Raw genomic sequence first — 16,515 nt, forward strand, 5'->3', positions numbered from 1 at the left:
ATCCCGAACTCAGCAGTGAAACGATGCATCGCCGATGGTAGTGTGGGGTTTCCCCATGTGAGAGTAGGTCATCGTCAAGATTAAATTCCGAAACCCCAATTGCGAAAGCAGTTGGGGTTTTGTTTTGTCCGCAGGAAAGTTCTTACAGCATTCACGGACGTCGTCCGGCTGTCATAGCCTGCCGACAATGCTAAGGTTCTGACCTGGTTTTCGTACTTTTCCAAGGAAGTCTTTATGCCGGACGCCCAGTCCCTCAACGCTGCATTCATGGTGGTTCAGAGCAATAGCCTGGACGAACTGCGCAGCTTGGTGGTCAGCATCATGCGGCGCTATCCGCTGGCTCCCTTGGAGAACGAAATTGCGTTGGTGCAGAGTAACGGTATCGCCCAATGGCTAAAGCTGGCCTTGGCTGAAGACCCAGAAGAAGGCGACCTCGGTGGCTGCGGCATTGCTGCGGCGATTGATGTGCAACTGCCCGGTAGCTTCATGTGGCAGCTCTATCGCATGGTTTTGGGGCGTGAAGAAATTCCGGCCAAATCCCTGCTCGATAAAGCGCCACTGACCTGGCGCCTCATGCGTTTGCTACCCCAGGTCATCGACCGCGCGCATTTCGAGCCGTTGCAACGCTTCCTCACCCACGACACTGATTTGCGCAAGCGTTATCAATTGTCTGAGCGTCTAGCGGATCTTTTCGACCAATACCAGGTGTATCGGGCTGACTGGCTTGAGGATTGGGCCGAAGGGCGGCATCAATTGCGTAACGTCAGAGGCGAAGTAAAACCTCTGCCCGAGACCAGTTGCTGGCAAGCCGAATTGTGGCGTGCACTACTCAATGACGTAGGTGAACAAGGCATGGCGCAGAGTCGCGCCGGCGTTCACCAACGATTCATTGAGCGTATCAACAACCTCGCGAAGGCTCCTGCTGGACTGCCATCGCGAGTGATTGTTTTCGGGATTTCGTCGTTACCGGCCCAAGTCCTTGAAGCGCTGGCCGGACTCGCGCGTTTCAGTCAGGTTCTGTTATGTGTACATAACCCTTGCCGTCACCACTGGGCCGATATCGTCGCCGACAAGGATTTGCTGCGTCACCAGTACAAGCGACAGTCCCGCAAGAGCGGAATGCCCATCGTGCTGGATCCCGAAACACTGCACCAACATGCCCATCCATTATTGGCAGCATGGGGTAAGCAAGGTCGCGACTACATCAACCTGCTCGACAGTTACGACGATCCGAACAGCTACCGCGCCGCATTTCGAGATGGCCGCATTGACCTGTTCAGCGAATCTGAGCCACACAATCTGCTCAATCAACTTCAGGACGATATCCTGGAGCTGCGTCCACTCAACGAGACCCGCGAGCACTGGCCTGCCGTTGATCTCAATGAAGACGATTCGATCCGTTTTCATATTGCCCACAGCGCTCAGCGCGAAGTGGAAATCCTGCATGACCAGCTACTGGCGCGCTTCAGTGCCAATCCCGATCTGCGCCCTCGCGATGTGATCGTAATGGTGCCGGATGTCGACAGTTATGCACCGCATATACGCGCGGTGTTTGGTCAACTCGACCGGTATGACCCACGCTTCATTCCCTTCACATTGGCGGATCAGGGGCAGCGTGGCCGCGACCCATTACTGATCGCGGTCGAGCACCTGCTCAAGCTGCCGGACAGTCGTTTCCCCGTCAGCGAAATCCTCGACCTGCTCGACGTTCCGGCATTACGTGCCCGGTTCGGCGTAGAAGAGCGGGACTTGCCAACACTGCATCGCTGGATCGAAGGGGCGGGCGTCCGTTGGGGTATGAACGCCGAGCAGCGTGCCGGGCTCGGGCTGCCGGACGAGCTTGAGCAGAACAGCTGGCATTTTGGCCTGCGCCGAATGCTCTTGGGTTACGCCGTCGGTAGCGCCAACGCCTGCTCAGGGATCGAACCTTATGATGAAATCGGCGGCCTGGATGCCGCATTGATCGGGCCATTGGTGGCATTGCTCGATGCTCTGGAGCTCGCCCATCAGCAGCTCACACAACCGGCTCAGCCCAAAGAGTGGGGACAGCGACTACAAGCGCTGATGCAGCTGTTCTTCAAAGCCAGTAATGAACATGACGACTACTTGCTAACCCAACTGGAAGAGCTTCGCGAAACCTGGCTGGAGACCTGTGAGACGGTAGGTCTGATAGATGAACTGCCGCTGACGGTCGTCCGTGAAGCCTGGCTCGCCGGACTGGATCAGGGGCGTTTGTCTCAGCGTTTCCTGGCCGGTGCGGTGAACTTTTGTACGTTGATGCCGATGCGCGCCATACCCTTCAAGCTGGTCTGTTTGTTGGGGATGAACGACGGCGATTACCCTCGCGCGCAGCCCCCGCTGGACTTCGATCTGATGGGCAGCGACTACCGTCCTGGAGACCGCTCGCGGCGTGAAGATGACCGCTATCTGTTGCTCGAGGCGCTCCTGTCGGCACGTGATCAGCTCTATATCAGTTGGGTCGGCCGCAGCATTCGCGACAACAGCGAGCGACCGGCGTCGGTGCTGATTGGCCAGTTGCGTGATCACCTCGCCAGCGGCTGGCGATTGATCGACGAAAGCCAGGATCTGTTAGGCGCCATGACCGAAGAGCATCCGCTGCAGCCGTTTAGTGCGCGCTATTTCCATGAAGGCGATCAATTGTTCAGCTATGCCAGTGAGTGGCAGGTGTTGCATCAACAGCATGCGCCCCAGGCCCACGCAGAATTGCTCACGCCCTACATTCAGGAAGAACCTCTGAGCCTGGCCCTGCTACAGGATTTCCTGCGTAACCCGACACGACATTTTTTTACCCAACGACTCAAGGTGTATTTCGAAGCCGCCGAAGCTCCGCTCGCTGATGAAGAACCTTTTGTGCTGGACGCATTGCAGCGCTATACGCTCAGCGACAGCCTGCTCGAAGCCGCTCTCATGCAACCGGACAATATCGATCAGGCACTCGAGGCTCAGGCCCGAAGGCTGCAAAACAGCGGATTGCTGCCCATGGCCGGTTTTGGCGAATGCTTGCAGAGGGAGCTAATCGAACCGCTCCCTGACCTGCTGCAACGTTATCAACAGCTACTGACGTTGTGGCCGACACCGGTGACTAGCGCGATCCCGGTTAATCTCGATTTTCAGGGGTTGCGGCTTGAAGGCTGGCTCGCAGGCCTGCATCAGCGCGCTGATGGTGGCCTGTTAGCCGTCACGACCATTCCCAACAGCATCGGCTCGATCAAAAGTCGTAAGTGGCATCGGTTGACCAAACCGTGGGTCAATCATCTTGCCGCCTGCGCCAGCGGACTTTCACTGACCACGGCATTGGTCGCCAGTGACGACACATTGCTGCTGGAGCCGATGGAACAAGCCCGCGCGTTTAGCTTCCTTGGCGATTTACTCCTCGCCTGGCAGGCCGGCATGCGCCAACCATTGCCGATTGCGGTAAAGACCGCATTTGCCTGGCTGTCGCAGACCGATCCAGTCAAAGCCGACGCTGCTGCCCGTAAAGCCTACGAAGGTGACGGGCAGACCAGCGAGGGCGAACGCCGTGAAAGCCCGGCATTGTCTCGACAATTTGCCGACTTCGACGCATTACTCACGGATGAGACGTTCTCCGGTTGGTGCGACACCCTGTACCGCCCCCTGCATGAAGCCCCTTGGCGGTCATTGTCCAGCGAAGGTCCACGCTCATGAGCACGAAGACACCGCTGGCCCTGGCGTTCCCTCTGCGTGGCAGCCAGTTGATCGAAGCGAGTGCCGGTACCGGCAAAACCTTCACCATTTCTGCGCTCTATCTGCGGCTCATCCTCGGGCACGGCGGCGAATCGAGCGGGTTTTCCCGCGAATTGTTGCCTCCGCAGATCCTCGTGGTGACGTTCACCGACGCCGCGACCAAAGAGCTGCGCGAGCGAATTCGTACGCGACTGGCGGAGGCGGCGAGGTTTTTCCGCGACGAGACTCCAGCACCTGATGGATTGATCGCTGATCTGCGCAATCAATTCGATCCTCAGCAGTGGCCCGGTTGCGCCAACCGCCTCGATATTGCCGCGCAATGGATGGATGAAGCCGCCGTCTCGACCATCCACAGCTGGTGTCAGCGCATGCTGCGCGAGCATGCGTTCGATAGCGGCAGCCTGTTTACTCAATCCCTGGAAACCGATCACAGCGATTTGCTGGGTGAAGTGCTGCGCGATTACTGGCGGCTGTTCTGTTACCCGATGCAGGGTGATGCGCTGAATTGGGTTCGTAGCAACTGGGGTGGACCTGCAGCGTTGCTACCCCGAGTGCGCGGACTGTTCGCCACCGAGCGCGACAGCGATGAAGGCAAGGCACCCGCTGAGCTGATCGAGGAGTGTTTGCAGGAGCGCCGCTCGGCATTGATCGAGTTGAAGATGCCTTGGCGTCAATGGGCGGACGAGTTGCTCGCCATCTGTCATCAAGGCGTTGCCAGCAAGACTGTCGATGGTCGCAAGATGCAGGCGCGTTACTTCGAGCCTTGGTTCGAGAAGCTCAAGGCTTGGGCCGAAGACGAGTCTTTAGAACAACTCGACATCGGTACCGGCTTCACCCGACTGACCCCCGACGGCATGGCCGAAGCCTGGAAGGGGCAGGCCCCGGATCATCCGGGGCTCGATGCCATGCCGGGGCTCAAGTCGAGTCTTGATTCTTTGCCAACGCCTGATGCCGCTGTCCTGCAGCACGCCGCCAAATGGGTCGGCGCGCGCTTCGAAGAAGAGAAGCGCCGTCGTGCCGAAATGGGTTTCGACGACATGCTGCTACGCCTGGATGCCGCGCTGCAATCCGACGGTGGCGAGCGTCTGGCAACGTTGATCCGCGAGCAATTCCCGGTCGCGCTGATTGACGAGTTCCAGGACACCGACCCGGTGCAGTACCGCATCTTTGAAAGCATCTATCGGATCGAAGACAACCACCCTGATACCGGTTTGTTTCTGATCGGCGATCCCAAGCAGGCGATTTACGCTTTCCGCGGTGCGGACATCTACACCTATTTACGTGCCCGTCAGGCCACCACCGGCCGACTGCATACGCTGGGCACCAATTTCCGCTCCAGTCACGGCATGGTCAAAGCGGTCAACCATGTATTCGAACGCGCCGAGTCCCGAGAGCTGGGACGCGGCGCGTTTTTGTTCCGGGAGAAAAACGGCGAGAACCCGGTGCCGTTTCAACCGGTGGAATCTCAAGGTCGTAAAGAGAAACTGCAGATTGCCGGACAAGACATTGGCGCATTGAATGTCTGGCACTTGTCCACAGATCAACCGCTGTCGGGAGCGGTTTACAGGCAACAGTTGGCGGCTGCCTGCGCCAGCGAAATAACGGCATTGCTTAATGGCGGGCAAAACGGCAGCGCGGGGTTTGTTCAGGACGGTGAAGATTTCAGAGGGCTGCGGCCTTCGGATATCGCGATCCTCGTCCGTGACGGTAAAGAGGCTCAAGCTGTTCGCGGCGAGCTTGCCGCCCGCGGTGTGCGCAGCGTTTATCTGTCGGACAAGGATTCGGTGTTCGCAGCCCAAGAGGCCCACGACCTGCTGTCCTGGCTCAAAGCCTGCGCCGAGCCGGATGTCGAACGTTCGCTCAAAGCCGCGCTGGCCTGTATCACCCTGAACTTGCCACTGGTTGAACTGGAGCGGCTGAATCAGGACGAACTGGTTTGGGAAGCTCGAGTCATGCAGTTTCGTGGCTATCGCGAACTCTGGCGCAAGCAAGGCGTGCTGCCGATGCTGCGTCGCTTGCTTCACGACTTCCATTTGCCACAGACTTTGATGACTCGCAGCGATGGCGAGCGGGTGCTGACCAACCTTCTTCACCTGTCCGAACTGATGCAGCAGGCCGCCGCAGAGCTGGACGGTGAGCAAGCACTGATCCGCCATCTGGCCGAGCTTCTGGCATTGTCGGGGCACGCCGGTGAGGAGCAGATCCTGCGCCTGGAAAGTGACGAGCAACTGGTCAAGGTCGTGACGATCCACAAGTCCAAAGGCCTTGAGTATCCACTGGTGTTCCTGCCATTCATCTGCTCGGCGAAACCCGTGGACGGCAGTCGACTGCCGCTGCATTACCACGACGCTACGGGCAAGGCTCAGGTGAGTCTCAAGCCGACCGTCGAGTTGATTGCGCAAGCGGATGAAGAGCGTCTCGCCGAGGATCTGCGTCTGCTCTATGTCGCCCTGACTCGCGCGCAACATGCCTGCTGGTTGGGCGTGACGGATCTCAAACGCGGCAATAACAACAGCTCGGTGCTGCACCTTTCTGCGCTGGGCTATCTGCTGGGTGGCGGTGCCTCTCTGGGTGAATCCAGTGGGCTCAACCGTTGGTTGCAAGACCTGCAACAAGACTGCCCGGCTATCGACATCGGCGAAATGCCGCAACCTACCGACGAGCATTACCAGCCTCCGCGCAATGAAGCCGTGCTCAGTGCCACGTTGCTGCCCAAGCGCAAGGCCAGTGAAAACTGGTGGATCGCGTCCTATAGCGCGCTGCGCATCAGTGATGTACTGAGTGTCGGCAGTGATGAAGCACCCGACAGCCCGCAAGCACAAAAGCTATTCGATGACGAACGCCTCGACCCGGATGCACCGCGAGAGATTACAACCGGCGGCGCCGATATCCATCGCTTCCCCCGTGGCCCCAATCCGGGAACGTTTCTTCACGGTTTGCTGGAGTGGGCGGGTGATGACGGTTTCGCCGTTTCCCGCGAGGCGCTGGAGGATGCAATTGGCCGGCGCTGCAACCTGCGTGGCTGGGAAGGCTGGATCACCACCCTCAGTGACTGGTTGCAACACCTGCTCAAGTCGCCACTGCCAATCGCTGGCGGGCAGCCACCGGTGATTCTCGAACAACTGACTCAGTACCGTGTCGAGATGGAGTTCTGGTTCGCCAGCCATAAAGTCGACGTGCTGAAACTCGACGAACTGGTACGCCAATTCACCCACAACGGTGTGGCCCGGGTTGGTGCAGAGCCGGTGCAACTCAACGGCATGTTCAAAGGCTTCATCGATCTGACTTTTGAACACGATGGGCGCTATTACGTGGCCGACTACAAGTCCAACTGGCTGGGTGTGGACGATCTGGCCTATACCGAGCAGGCCATGGAACAATCGATTCTGGACAACCGCTACGACCTGCAATACGTGTTGTATCTGTTGGCGTTGCATCGTCAGCTCAAGGCACGTTTGCCCGACTACGATTACGACCGGCATGTTGGCGGAGCGTTGTACCTGTTCTTGCGTGGCACTCGCTCAGACAGCCGTGGTGTGTACTTTGCCCGACCGCCTCGTGAGTTGATCGAGCGTCTCGACCGGATGTTCCAGGGCAAACCCGAACCCAAGGCCGAACCCGCATGGGAACAGGGAGTCCTGCTATGAGCCGCACGTTTGCCGATCTGTTGCCGACACCGCTGGCAGCCGACAGCCTGTCGAGACTCTCGCCCCTGACAAGCGCCGATGACTTGTTGCTGTTGCTCACCCGCTGGGTCGAGCGTGGCTGGCTGCGTGCGCTGGACAAGGCATTCGTTGCATTTCTTCACGAGCTTGAACCCGATACCGATCCGTTGGTACTGCTCGCTGCGGCGTTGACCAGTCACCAACTCGGCCACGGTCATGTTTGTCTGGATTTGTTCGAAACCCTTAAAGCCCCCGATTTTGCCTTGTCGCTGCCACCCGAAGGCGACGTGCAAGGGGGCGTGTTGTTGCTGCCCTCACAATTGCTTGAAGCGCTCGATGGCGCACATTGGTGCAAGGCGTTGGCGGGCAGTGGACTGGTCGCACTGGCAGCCGATACCAGCGAAGCCGCGCAGAATCGCCCACTGGTGTTGTCCGGAAAACGTTTATACCTGCGGCGCTACTGGGCTTACGAACGCCGCATCGATACGGCGTTGCGCCAGCGTCTCGCCCAAGGCGAGGCGACGCCGGATGACCTGCCGCAACGGCTCGATGAACTGTTCGGGGTGGCTAAAACCGATGAGGTGATCGACTGGCAGAAACTCGCCTGTGCCCTCGCTACCCGCGGTGCATTCAGTATCGTCACCGGTGGCCCGGGCACCGGCAAAACCACCACAGTGGTGCGCTTGCTCGCGTTGCTGCAAGCGCCAGCGGTGGAGGCTGGTCATCCGCTGCGAATACGCTTGGCTGCACCGACAGGCAAAGCGGCTGCGCGATTGACCGAATCCATCAGCCAACAAGTGCAATCGCTGAAAGTCGACGAAGACGTACGCGCAAAAATCCCCTGCGACGTGACCACTGTGCACCGCTTGCTGGGCAGTCGTCCCGGTACGCGACACTTCCGCCACCATGCCGGCAACCGTTTACCGCTGGATGTGCTGGTGGTCGACGAAGCGTCGATGATCGACCTGGAAATGATGGCCAACCTGCTCGACGCCCTGCCGGCCCATGCACGTCTGGTGCTGCTGGGTGACAAGGATCAGTTGGCGTCAGTAGAGGCCGGCGCCGTGTTGGGGGATTTGTGCCGAGATGCCGAAAGCGGTTGGTATAGCCCGCAGACTCGGCAATGGCTGGAGTCGGTCAGCGGAGAATCGTTGCAGGCCAGCGGCTTGCATCAGGATCTCGACGGCTCCCATCCATTGGCGCAACAAGTGGTGATGTTGCGTCATTCGCGGCGCTTCGGCGAAGGGAGCGGTATCGGCCAGCTCGCACGCCGGGTCAATCAGCAGTTGCCGGATGAGGCGCGTCAGTTGCTGGTAGCGGGGCACTATGACGATGTGTATTCGTTGCCGCTCAAGGGCGAGCACGATCACCAGCTCGAGCGACTCTTGCTTGAGGGCCATGGCGATGGACCGCAAGGCTATCGGCATTATCTGAGCGTGCTGCGTGATCAGCGTCCACCGCTCGGCAGGCCGCTCGAACACCCGGACTGGGTCAACTGGGCCCGGGAGGTCTTGCAGGCATTCGACACCTTCCAGCTGCTGTGTGCGGTGCGCAAGGGGCCATGGGGTGTGGAAGGTTTGAACCAGCGCATCACAGCTGCATTGCTCAAGGCGCGCCTGATCGACAACGACCAGCAATGGTACGAAGGTCGGCCAGTGCTGATGACTCGCAATGACTACGGTCTGGGCCTCATGAACGGGGATATCGGCATTGCCCTCAAACTGCCCGAGCGCGAGGGGCCTGACGCCGGCAAACCGGTGCTGCGTGTGGCTTTTCCGCGCAACGATGGCCAGGGTGGCGTGCGCTTTGTGTTGCCGAGTCGTTTGAATGATGTCGAAACCGTCTACGCGATGACCGTACACAAATCTCAGGGGTCGGAGTTCGCCCATACCGCATTGATCCTGCCGGACGCCTTGAACCCCGTGCTGACCAAGGAGCTGATCTATACCGGCATCACCCGCGCCAAGCATTGGTTCACCTTGATCGAACCGCGTGCCGGAGTTTTTGAAGAGGCCGTGCAGCGCAAGGTAAAACGCTTGAGCGGGTTGATGCTGGAACTGGAGGAGAGCGCCGAGCCCCGAGGATGAAGGTTTCGGTGGATGAGGCTGAGTACTGACCATCCGGTCAGGAGTCCGTGCCTCGCTGGTGATTCTGCGCTGTGCTATCGTTGCGGCATCATCCCGTTACGATCCAAGAGAATCCCTGCATGAAGGTGGCTGTCTGGGCGACAGAGCGCGTGTTTCGCTGCAAGCACGCAGTGCTTGTCGGTCTGCTCTGTTTGCTGGCGGGCGCTGCCGTCGCGCAACCGCAAACGCCGCCGGGCATGGCCGAACAGCGGGCGCAGGCGGTCACGCAAGTTGTGCTGGGTATTCTCAGTTACGCACGCTGGCCGGTAGAGCCTGCGCAACTGCGCCTGTGCATCGTCGGCCCCACTGAATACACCGATGATCTGGTCAAAGGCACTACTCAGGCCACCGGCAGGCCAGTTGTCGTGCATCGTCTGCTGGCCGACAACCCGGCCATCGTCACCGAATGCGATGCGGTGTATATCGGCAAACTCACCGCAGATGAACGCACTCGGCTATTCGCTTCGCTGACAGGGCACCCGGTGCTGAGCATCAGCGAGTCCGACGATCAGTGCACAGTCGGCAGCCTGTTCTGTCTGCGCGTCGGCGATGAGCAGGTGTCCTTCGAAGTCAATCTCGACTCTGTTGCCCGCAGCGGCGTACGCATTCATCCAAGCGTGCTGCAGTTGTCACGCCGCAAATCGGCGGCACAATGAGACTGTTCAGATCCAATACGCGCCCAACGCTAGGCTCGGTTCTCGGCCGTGGGCACTTGACGGTCGCACTGGTCGCAGTGGCGATGGCCAGTGTCTCGCTGACCCTGCTGGGCGTTCTGGCGTTGCGGGTTTATGCCGATCACAACCTGCATTTGATCGCCCGGTCGATCAGCTACACCGTGGAAGCGGCGGTCGTGTTCAACGACAAGGCTGCCGCCACTGAGTCGCTGGCAATGATCGCATCGGCCGAAGAAGTGGCAGACGCTCAGGTGCTGGATGCTCGAGGGAAACTGCTCGCGCGATGGCAGCGACCGGAAACCGGTCTGATCTCTGAGTTGGAAATGCAACTCGCCCGGGCGATTCTGGAAAAGCCGATCGACTTGCCGATCATCCATCAGAATCGCGAGATCGGACGTGTTCTGCTCACCGGTCACGGCGGCAGTCTGATGCGTTTTCTGCTCAGCGGTCTGGCGGGGATCCTTCTCTGTACCGCCATCAGCGCCTGGGTGGCGATCTATCTGGCACGCCGACAATTGCGCGAGATCATCGGCCCGTTGCGCAGCCTCGCGACCGTGGCCCACGCCGCCCGTAGCGAACGAGCGCTGGATCGGCGTGTGCCGCCAGCGCAGATCGCCGAACTCGACAACCTCGGCAACGACTTCAACGCTTTGCTCGACGAGCTGGAGTCGTGGCAAACCCATCTGCAAAACGAAAACGAGACCCTGGCCCACCAGGCCAGTCACGACAGTCTTACCGGGCTGCCGAACCGCGCCTATTTCGAGGGTCGCTTGATTCGGGCCCTGCGCAATGCCGGCAAACTCAAGGAACGCGTGGCTGTACTGTTTTTGGACAGCGACCGTTTCAAAGGCATCAACGATAACTTTGGTCATGCGGCCGGTGACGCGGTGTTGGTGGCGGTTGCCGATCGGGTGCGCGCGCAGTTGCGTGAAGGGGATTTGGTCGCGCGCTTGGGCGGGGACGAATTCGCCGTACTGCTCGCGCCTCTGCACAAGGTCGAAGACGCCGAACGCATCGCTGACAAGATTCTCGCGAGCATGGACATGCCGATCGCCCTGCCGGGTGATGGCAGTGTCGTGACGTCGCTCAGTATCGGCATCGCGGTTTACCCCGATCATGGCGCCACCCCCGGTGCGCTGCTCAACGCCGCCGACACGGCGATGTATCAAGCCAAGCGCCTGTCGCGTGGCGCTCAATCCACGGCGGGGTCGGAGTACCCGGTCAATCCCGTTCAAACCAGGAGCTAATTTCCGTGTTCACTTTTTCAGTTCGACTGTTTTCCACGCTGATGTTGATGGCCGTATTGGCGCTGAGCGGTTGCCAGACCACCCCGCAAAAAGGCCTGTCTCCGGCGCAGGTTGCCGTGCTCAAGCAACAAGGCTTCGAGCTGACTGACGATGGCTGGGAGTTTGGCCTGTCCGGCAAAGTGCTGTTCGGCAGCGATGTCGAGAGCCTCAATACGCAGAGCACCGAGATCGTCTCGCGCATCGGCAAAGCCCTGTTGGGCGTGGGCATTGAGCGGGTACGGGTCGACGGCCACACCGATGCGTCGGGCAAGGAAACCTACAACCAGCAACTGTCATTGCGCCGGGCCAAGAGCGTCGCCAACGTATTGGGCACGGTTGGCATGAAGCAAGAAAACATACAACTGCGCGGGCTGGGCAGCAGCGAGCCGGTGGCATCCAACGACACCGCCGCGGGCCGCACGGAGAACCGCCGGGTTTCGATTGTGGTCAGCGCCGATTAATCGGCGAACTGCATTTCACGAGTCTCACCCATCAGCAGACCCTGATTACGCTCCGTCACCTCACGGATGTAATCCCACAACAACGTGATCCGCTTGAGCTTGCGCAGATCCTCCCGGCAGTACATCCAGAACTGCCGGGTGATGTCGATTTCTTCCGGCAGCACCGGCAACAGGCGCGGGTCCTGTGCGGCGAGGAAGCACGGCAGGATCGCCAGTGAGCGACCTTGCTGCGCCGCGACGAATTGCGCGATCACGCTGGTGCTGCGCAAGTTCGCGCTGGCACCTGGTAGTGCATTCGCCAGGTAAAGCAGCTCCGAGCTGAACGCCAGGTCATCCACATAACTGATGAATTGATGCTTGCTCAAGTCTGCCGGGCGGCGGATCGGTGGGTGTTTGTCGAGATAATCCTGGGTCGCATAGAGCTGCAAGCGGTAGTCGCAGAGTTTGCAGCAGACGTACGGTCCGTGTTCCGGGCGTTCCAGCGCGATGACGATGTCGGCCTCACGCTTGGACAGGCTGATGAAGTGCGGCAGCGGCAGGATGTCCACCGAGATTGCCGGGTAGGCGTCGACGAAATGGCTCAGTTGCGGCGTGATGAAAAAACTGCCGAAACCTTCAGTGCAGCCCATGCGCACATGCCCGGACAGCGCCACGCCAGAGCCTGAAACCTGCTCGCAGGCCATGTGCAGTGTGCTTTCAATCGACTCGGCGTAACCCAGCAAACGCTGGCCTTCGGTGGTTAGCACGAAGCCGCTGGTCCGCGATTTCTCGAACAGCAACGTGCCTAACGCCGATTCCAGCGAACTGATCCGCCGCGACACGGTGGTGTAGTCGACCGCCAGCCGTTTGGCCGCGGTGCTGGCCTTGCGGGTGCGGGCAACTTCGAGGAAAAACTTGAGGTCGTCCCAGTTCAGCGAACCTAGAGAGGTGATGTTTTTTTGCATGATGGACGGGCTTTTATGTGCGTTCTTATTAGAAGTTTGCACATCTATACTCCAAAAACAGTCCGACAACCAACTCGTGACACACGCCTCATCTCAAGGCGAACCTTTCGCCTTGGCTCCTACGATAAAAACAAGTTTCGGAGACCAGCATGAACGCATCGCTTACGCCCAACGAAACCACGCTGCAGAAGGTCAAGCTGCTGATCGACGGCGAGTGGGTCGAGTCGCAGACCACCGAGTGGCACGACATCGTCAACCCGGCGACCCAGCAAGTGCTGGCCAAAGTCCCGTTCGCGACTGCCGCTGAAGTCGATGCCGCCGTCAGCGCCGCCCAGCGTGCCTTCCAGACCTGGAAACTGACCCCGATCGGCGCGCGGATGCGCATCATGCTCAAGCTACAAGCGCTGATCCGCGAGCACTCCAAGCGTATCGCCGTGGTGCTGAGCGCCGAGCAGGGCAAAACCATTGCCGACGCCGAGGGCGATATTTTCCGTGGCCTGGAAGTGGTCGAGCACGCCTGCTCCATCGGCAGCCTGCAAATGGGCGAGTTCGCCGAGAACGTCGCGGGTGGCGTCGATACTTACACCCTGCGTCAGCCGATCGGCGTTTGCGCCGGCATCACGCCGTTCAACTTCCCGGCGATGATTCCGCTGTGGATGTTCCCGATGGCCATCGCTTGCGGCAACACTTTCGTATTGAAGCCTTCGGAACAGGATCCGATGTCGACCATGTTGCTGGTGGAGCTGGCGGTTGAGGCCGGTGTGCCAGCCGGCGTGCTCAATGTGGTTCACGGTGGCAAAGACGTGGTTGATGGCCTGTGCACCCACAAGGACATCAAAGCCGTGTCCTTCGTCGGTTCGACCGCTGTCGGTACTCACGTCTATGACCTGGCCGGCAAGCACGGCAAACGCGTGCAGTCGATGATGGGGGCGAAGAACCACGCCGTGGTGCTGGCGGACGCCAATCGCGAGCAAGCGCTGAACGCCTTGGTTGGCGCCGGTTTTGGTGCGGCCGGGCAACGTTGCATGGCCACTTCGGTGGTGGTGCTGGTGGGCGCGGCGAAACAATGGCTGCCTGACCTGAAAGCGCTGGCGCAGAAACTCACCGTCAACGCCGGTAACGAGCCGGGCACTGATGTCGGCCCGGTGATCTCGAAAAAGGCCAAGGCGCGGATTCTCGAGCTGATCGAAAGCGGCATCAAGGAAGGCGCCAAGCTTGAACTGGACGGTCGCGACATCAGCGTGCCGGGTTACGAGCAAGGCAACTTCGTCGGCCCGACCCTGTTCTCGGGCGTGACCACCGACATGCAGATCTACACCCAAGAAATCTTCGGCCCGGTGCTGGTGGTGCTGGAAGTCGATACGCTTGATCAGGCGATTGCGCTGGTCAACGCCAACCCGTTCGGTAACGGCACAGGTCTGTTCACCCAGAGCGGTGCGGCGGCGCGTAAATTCCAGACGGAAATCGATGTTGGCCAGGTCGGCATCAACATCCCGATTCCAGTGCCGGTGCCGTTCTTCAGCTTTACCGGTTCACGCGGTTCGAAACTCGGCGACCTCGGCCCTTACGGCAAGCAAGTGGTGCAGTTCTACACGCAGACCAAAACGGTCACGGCGCGCTGGTTCGATGACGACAGCGTCAACGACGGCGTGAACACTACCATCAACCTGCGCTGAGGAACGTGCCATGAAAATCGCATTTATCGGTCTGGGCAACATGGGCGCGCCGATGGCGCGCAACCTGATCAAGGCTGGCCATTCGCTGAACCTGGTCGACTTGAACAAAACCGTGTTGGCAGAGTTGGAGCAGATGGGCGGCACCATCCGCGCTTCGGCCCGCGAGGCTGCCGAGGACGCCGAACTGGTGATCACCATGCTCCCGGCCGCCGTGCACGTGCGCAGCGTCTGGCTCGGTGAAGACGGTGTTCTCGCTGGCATCGGCAAAGGCGTGCCGGCGGTGGATTGCAGCACCATCGATCCGCAGACTGCTCGTGACGTCGCCGCGGCTGCCGCCAAACAAGGCGTGGCCATGGCCGATGCGCCGGTGTCCGGCGGTACGGGCGGTGCGACTGCCGGGACCCTGACCTTCATGGTCGGCGCCACGCCGGAACTGTTCGCCACCCTGCAACCGGTGCTGGCGCAAATGGGCCGCAACATCGTTCATTGCGGTGAAGTCGGCACCGGGCAGATCGCCAAAATCTGCAACAACTTGCTGCTGGCGATTTCGATGGTCGGCGTCAGTGAAGCGATGGCGCTGGGCGATGCGCTGGGGATCGATACGTCGGTGCTGGCCGGGATCATCAACAGTTCGACCGGGCGTTGCTGGAGTTCGGAAATGTACAACCCATGGCCGGGCATCGTCGAAACGGCGCCGGCCTCACGTGGGTATACCGGTGGTTTCGGTGCGGAACTGATGCTCAAGGATCTGGGCCTTGCCACTGAAGCGGCGCGTCAGGCACATCAGCCCGTGGTGCTCGGCGCGGTGGCGCAGCAGTTGTACCAGGCGATGAGCCAGCGCGGGGAAGGGGGGAAAGATTTCTCGGCGATTATCAACAGCTATCGCAAGCCGCAATAACTGTTCAATAAGGCTGTGGTGAGGTTCTTTGTGGCGAGGGGATTTATCCCCGATGGGGCGCGAAGCGCCCCCTGCATTGCGTCAGTTAAAACGCGTGCTCAGGTGTCACGCATGTAGTGCCAATCAGAATGTAGTAAGTGTTGCCGGGAAACCACGTCGGGTGGTTCCCCGGCTTTTTTGCATCAGGCAAACACGAAATATTTGCGCACCGTCTCGACCACTTCCCACGTGCCTTTCATCCCCGGCTCAACCACGAAGATGTCGCCAGCGCGCAGGTGGATGGGTTCCATGCCGTCGGGGGTGATCACGCAGTAGCCTTCCTGGAAATGGCAGTACTCCCACTTCACATAATCGACGCGCCACTTGCCCGGCGTGCAGATCCAGGTGCCCATGATCTTGCTGCCGTCTTCGCTGGTGTAGGCGTTGAGGTTGACGGTGTGCGGGTCGCCTGCGAGTTTTTCCCATTTGCAGGCGTCGAGTACCGGCAGCGGATGGGTATCGCGCAGAACGGTGATAGGGGCGGTCGCGGTCATGAGAACTCCGGGCTGTGGGCTATGAACTGAAGTCGCACCCTATAGCGCCCGGTCGCCGGTCAGTTGTCTGTGCTCGACATCGAGCTGCTCAGAAACGCGCAGATCGTTAGAGTTTCTCCAGCGGGCATTCGACTCTGGCTCGCTCCAGCTCGACTTCGAACCCTTCGAGTTGCACGTATTGGCGCGTGAGCTCGGCCATGGTGCGATTGATCTCGCTTTTTTTCGCTTCTATGGCTTGTTGTGCCAACGCCCACGGCATCGCTTCACCGTGATGTCCGGAGAAGATCGCCTGCAACTCCTTGAGCCGAAAACCCATGTCTTTGGCGCACTTGATGAAGATCAGCAGTTCGACACTTTGCTGATCGTAGAGGCGGTAGTTACCCTGTCGCCGGGGTGTGGGCAACAGACCGATCGACTCGTAGTGACGGATGCTTTTGATGGTGGTGCCGGAACGTTGCGCGGCTTGGCCGATGTACATAAAAGTCCTTTTTTCAACAAGTAACAGCGCGGCGCATTATCGGCAGAC

General features: G+C 59.8%; 11 protein-coding genes. 8 read left to right on the plus strand and 3 right to left on the minus strand.

Features of this window, described 5'->3' with window-relative positions:
* Positions 1 to 234 precede the first annotated feature (234 nt).
* The 6 genes from recC (at position 235) to ICA15_RS20245 (ending at position 11,938) form a co-directional block, all read left to right on the plus strand.
* A complete protein-coding gene (gene recC / locus ICA15_RS20220) occupies positions 235 to 3,687 on the plus strand; it encodes an exodeoxyribonuclease V subunit gamma (protein WP_210554457.1) in 3,453 nt (1,150 codons plus the stop codon).
* Positions 3,684 to 7,373, plus strand: coding sequence for an exodeoxyribonuclease V subunit beta (gene recB, locus ICA15_RS20225; protein ID WP_210554458.1), 3,690 nt, complete (start codon positions 3,684 to 3,686; stop codon positions 7,371 to 7,373). Before recC ends, recB begins: the two co-directional genes overlap by 4 nt.
* A complete protein-coding gene (gene recD / locus ICA15_RS20230) occupies positions 7,370 to 9,478 on the plus strand; it encodes an exodeoxyribonuclease V subunit alpha (protein ID WP_210554459.1) in 2,109 nt (702 codons plus the stop codon). Before recB ends, recD begins: the two co-directional genes overlap by 4 nt.
* A 119-nt stretch (positions 9,479 to 9,597) precedes the next feature.
* A complete protein-coding gene (locus ICA15_RS20235) occupies positions 9,598 to 10,173 on the plus strand; it encodes a YfiR family protein (RefSeq protein ID WP_210554460.1) in 576 nt (191 codons plus the stop codon).
* Positions 10,170 to 11,438 carry a diguanylate cyclase domain-containing protein gene (locus ICA15_RS20240; protein ID WP_210554461.1) on the plus strand — a complete coding sequence of 423 codons (1,269 nt, stop codon included), beginning with the start codon at positions 10,170 to 10,172 and terminating at the stop codon, positions 11,436 to 11,438. The genes ICA15_RS20235 and ICA15_RS20240 overlap by 4 nt, the downstream gene beginning before the upstream one ends.
* A 41-nt stretch (positions 11,439 to 11,479) precedes the next feature.
* Positions 11,480 to 11,938, plus strand: a complete 459-nt coding sequence (locus tag ICA15_RS20245; RefSeq protein WP_215731463.1) for an OmpA family protein — start codon at positions 11,480 to 11,482, stop codon at positions 11,936 to 11,938.
* Here the strand turns inward: ICA15_RS20245 and ICA15_RS20250 are convergent.
* Positions 11,935 to 12,882 carry a LysR family transcriptional regulator gene (locus tag ICA15_RS20250; protein ID WP_210554596.1) on the minus strand — a complete coding sequence of 316 codons (948 nt, stop codon included), beginning with the start codon at positions 12,880 to 12,882 and terminating at the stop codon, positions 11,935 to 11,937. The two genes, ICA15_RS20245 and ICA15_RS20250, sit on opposite strands and share 4 nt — an antisense overlap.
* A gap of 149 nt (positions 12,883 to 13,031) precedes the next feature.
* On the opposite strand from ICA15_RS20250, the gene ICA15_RS20255 reads away from it, so the two are divergent.
* Positions 13,032 to 14,558, plus strand: a complete 1,527-nt coding sequence (locus ICA15_RS20255; RefSeq protein ID WP_210554463.1) for a CoA-acylating methylmalonate-semialdehyde dehydrogenase — start codon at positions 13,032 to 13,034, stop codon at positions 14,556 to 14,558.
* A gap of 10 nt (positions 14,559 to 14,568) precedes the next feature.
* Positions 14,569 to 15,456, plus strand: coding sequence for a 3-hydroxyisobutyrate dehydrogenase (gene mmsB / locus ICA15_RS20260; protein WP_150617049.1), 888 nt, complete (start codon positions 14,569 to 14,571; stop codon positions 15,454 to 15,456).
* Positions 15,457 to 15,638: 182 nt separating this feature from the next.
* Here mmsB and ICA15_RS20265 read toward each other — a convergent pair whose 3' ends face one another.
* Together ICA15_RS20265 and ICA15_RS20270 are read right to left on the minus strand one after the other, a co-directional pair.
* Complete coding sequence (locus ICA15_RS20265) at positions 15,639 to 15,989, minus strand: cupin domain-containing protein (protein ID WP_150617050.1); 351 nt, start codon at positions 15,987 to 15,989, stop codon at positions 15,639 to 15,641.
* A 106-nt stretch (positions 15,990 to 16,095) separates the two neighbouring features.
* The gene (locus ICA15_RS20270; RefSeq protein ID WP_210554464.1) at positions 16,096 to 16,467 is read right to left on the minus strand and encodes a MerR family transcriptional regulator; all 372 of its coding nucleotides are present in this window, start codon (positions 16,465 to 16,467) and stop codon (positions 16,096 to 16,098) included.
* Between the last annotated feature and the right edge of the window lie 48 nt (positions 16,468 to 16,515).

This window comes from Pseudomonas sp. P116 (assembly GCF_020149425.1).
Taxonomy (GTDB): Bacteria; Pseudomonadota; Gammaproteobacteria; order Pseudomonadales; family Pseudomonadaceae; genus Aquipseudomonas; species Aquipseudomonas anatoliensis.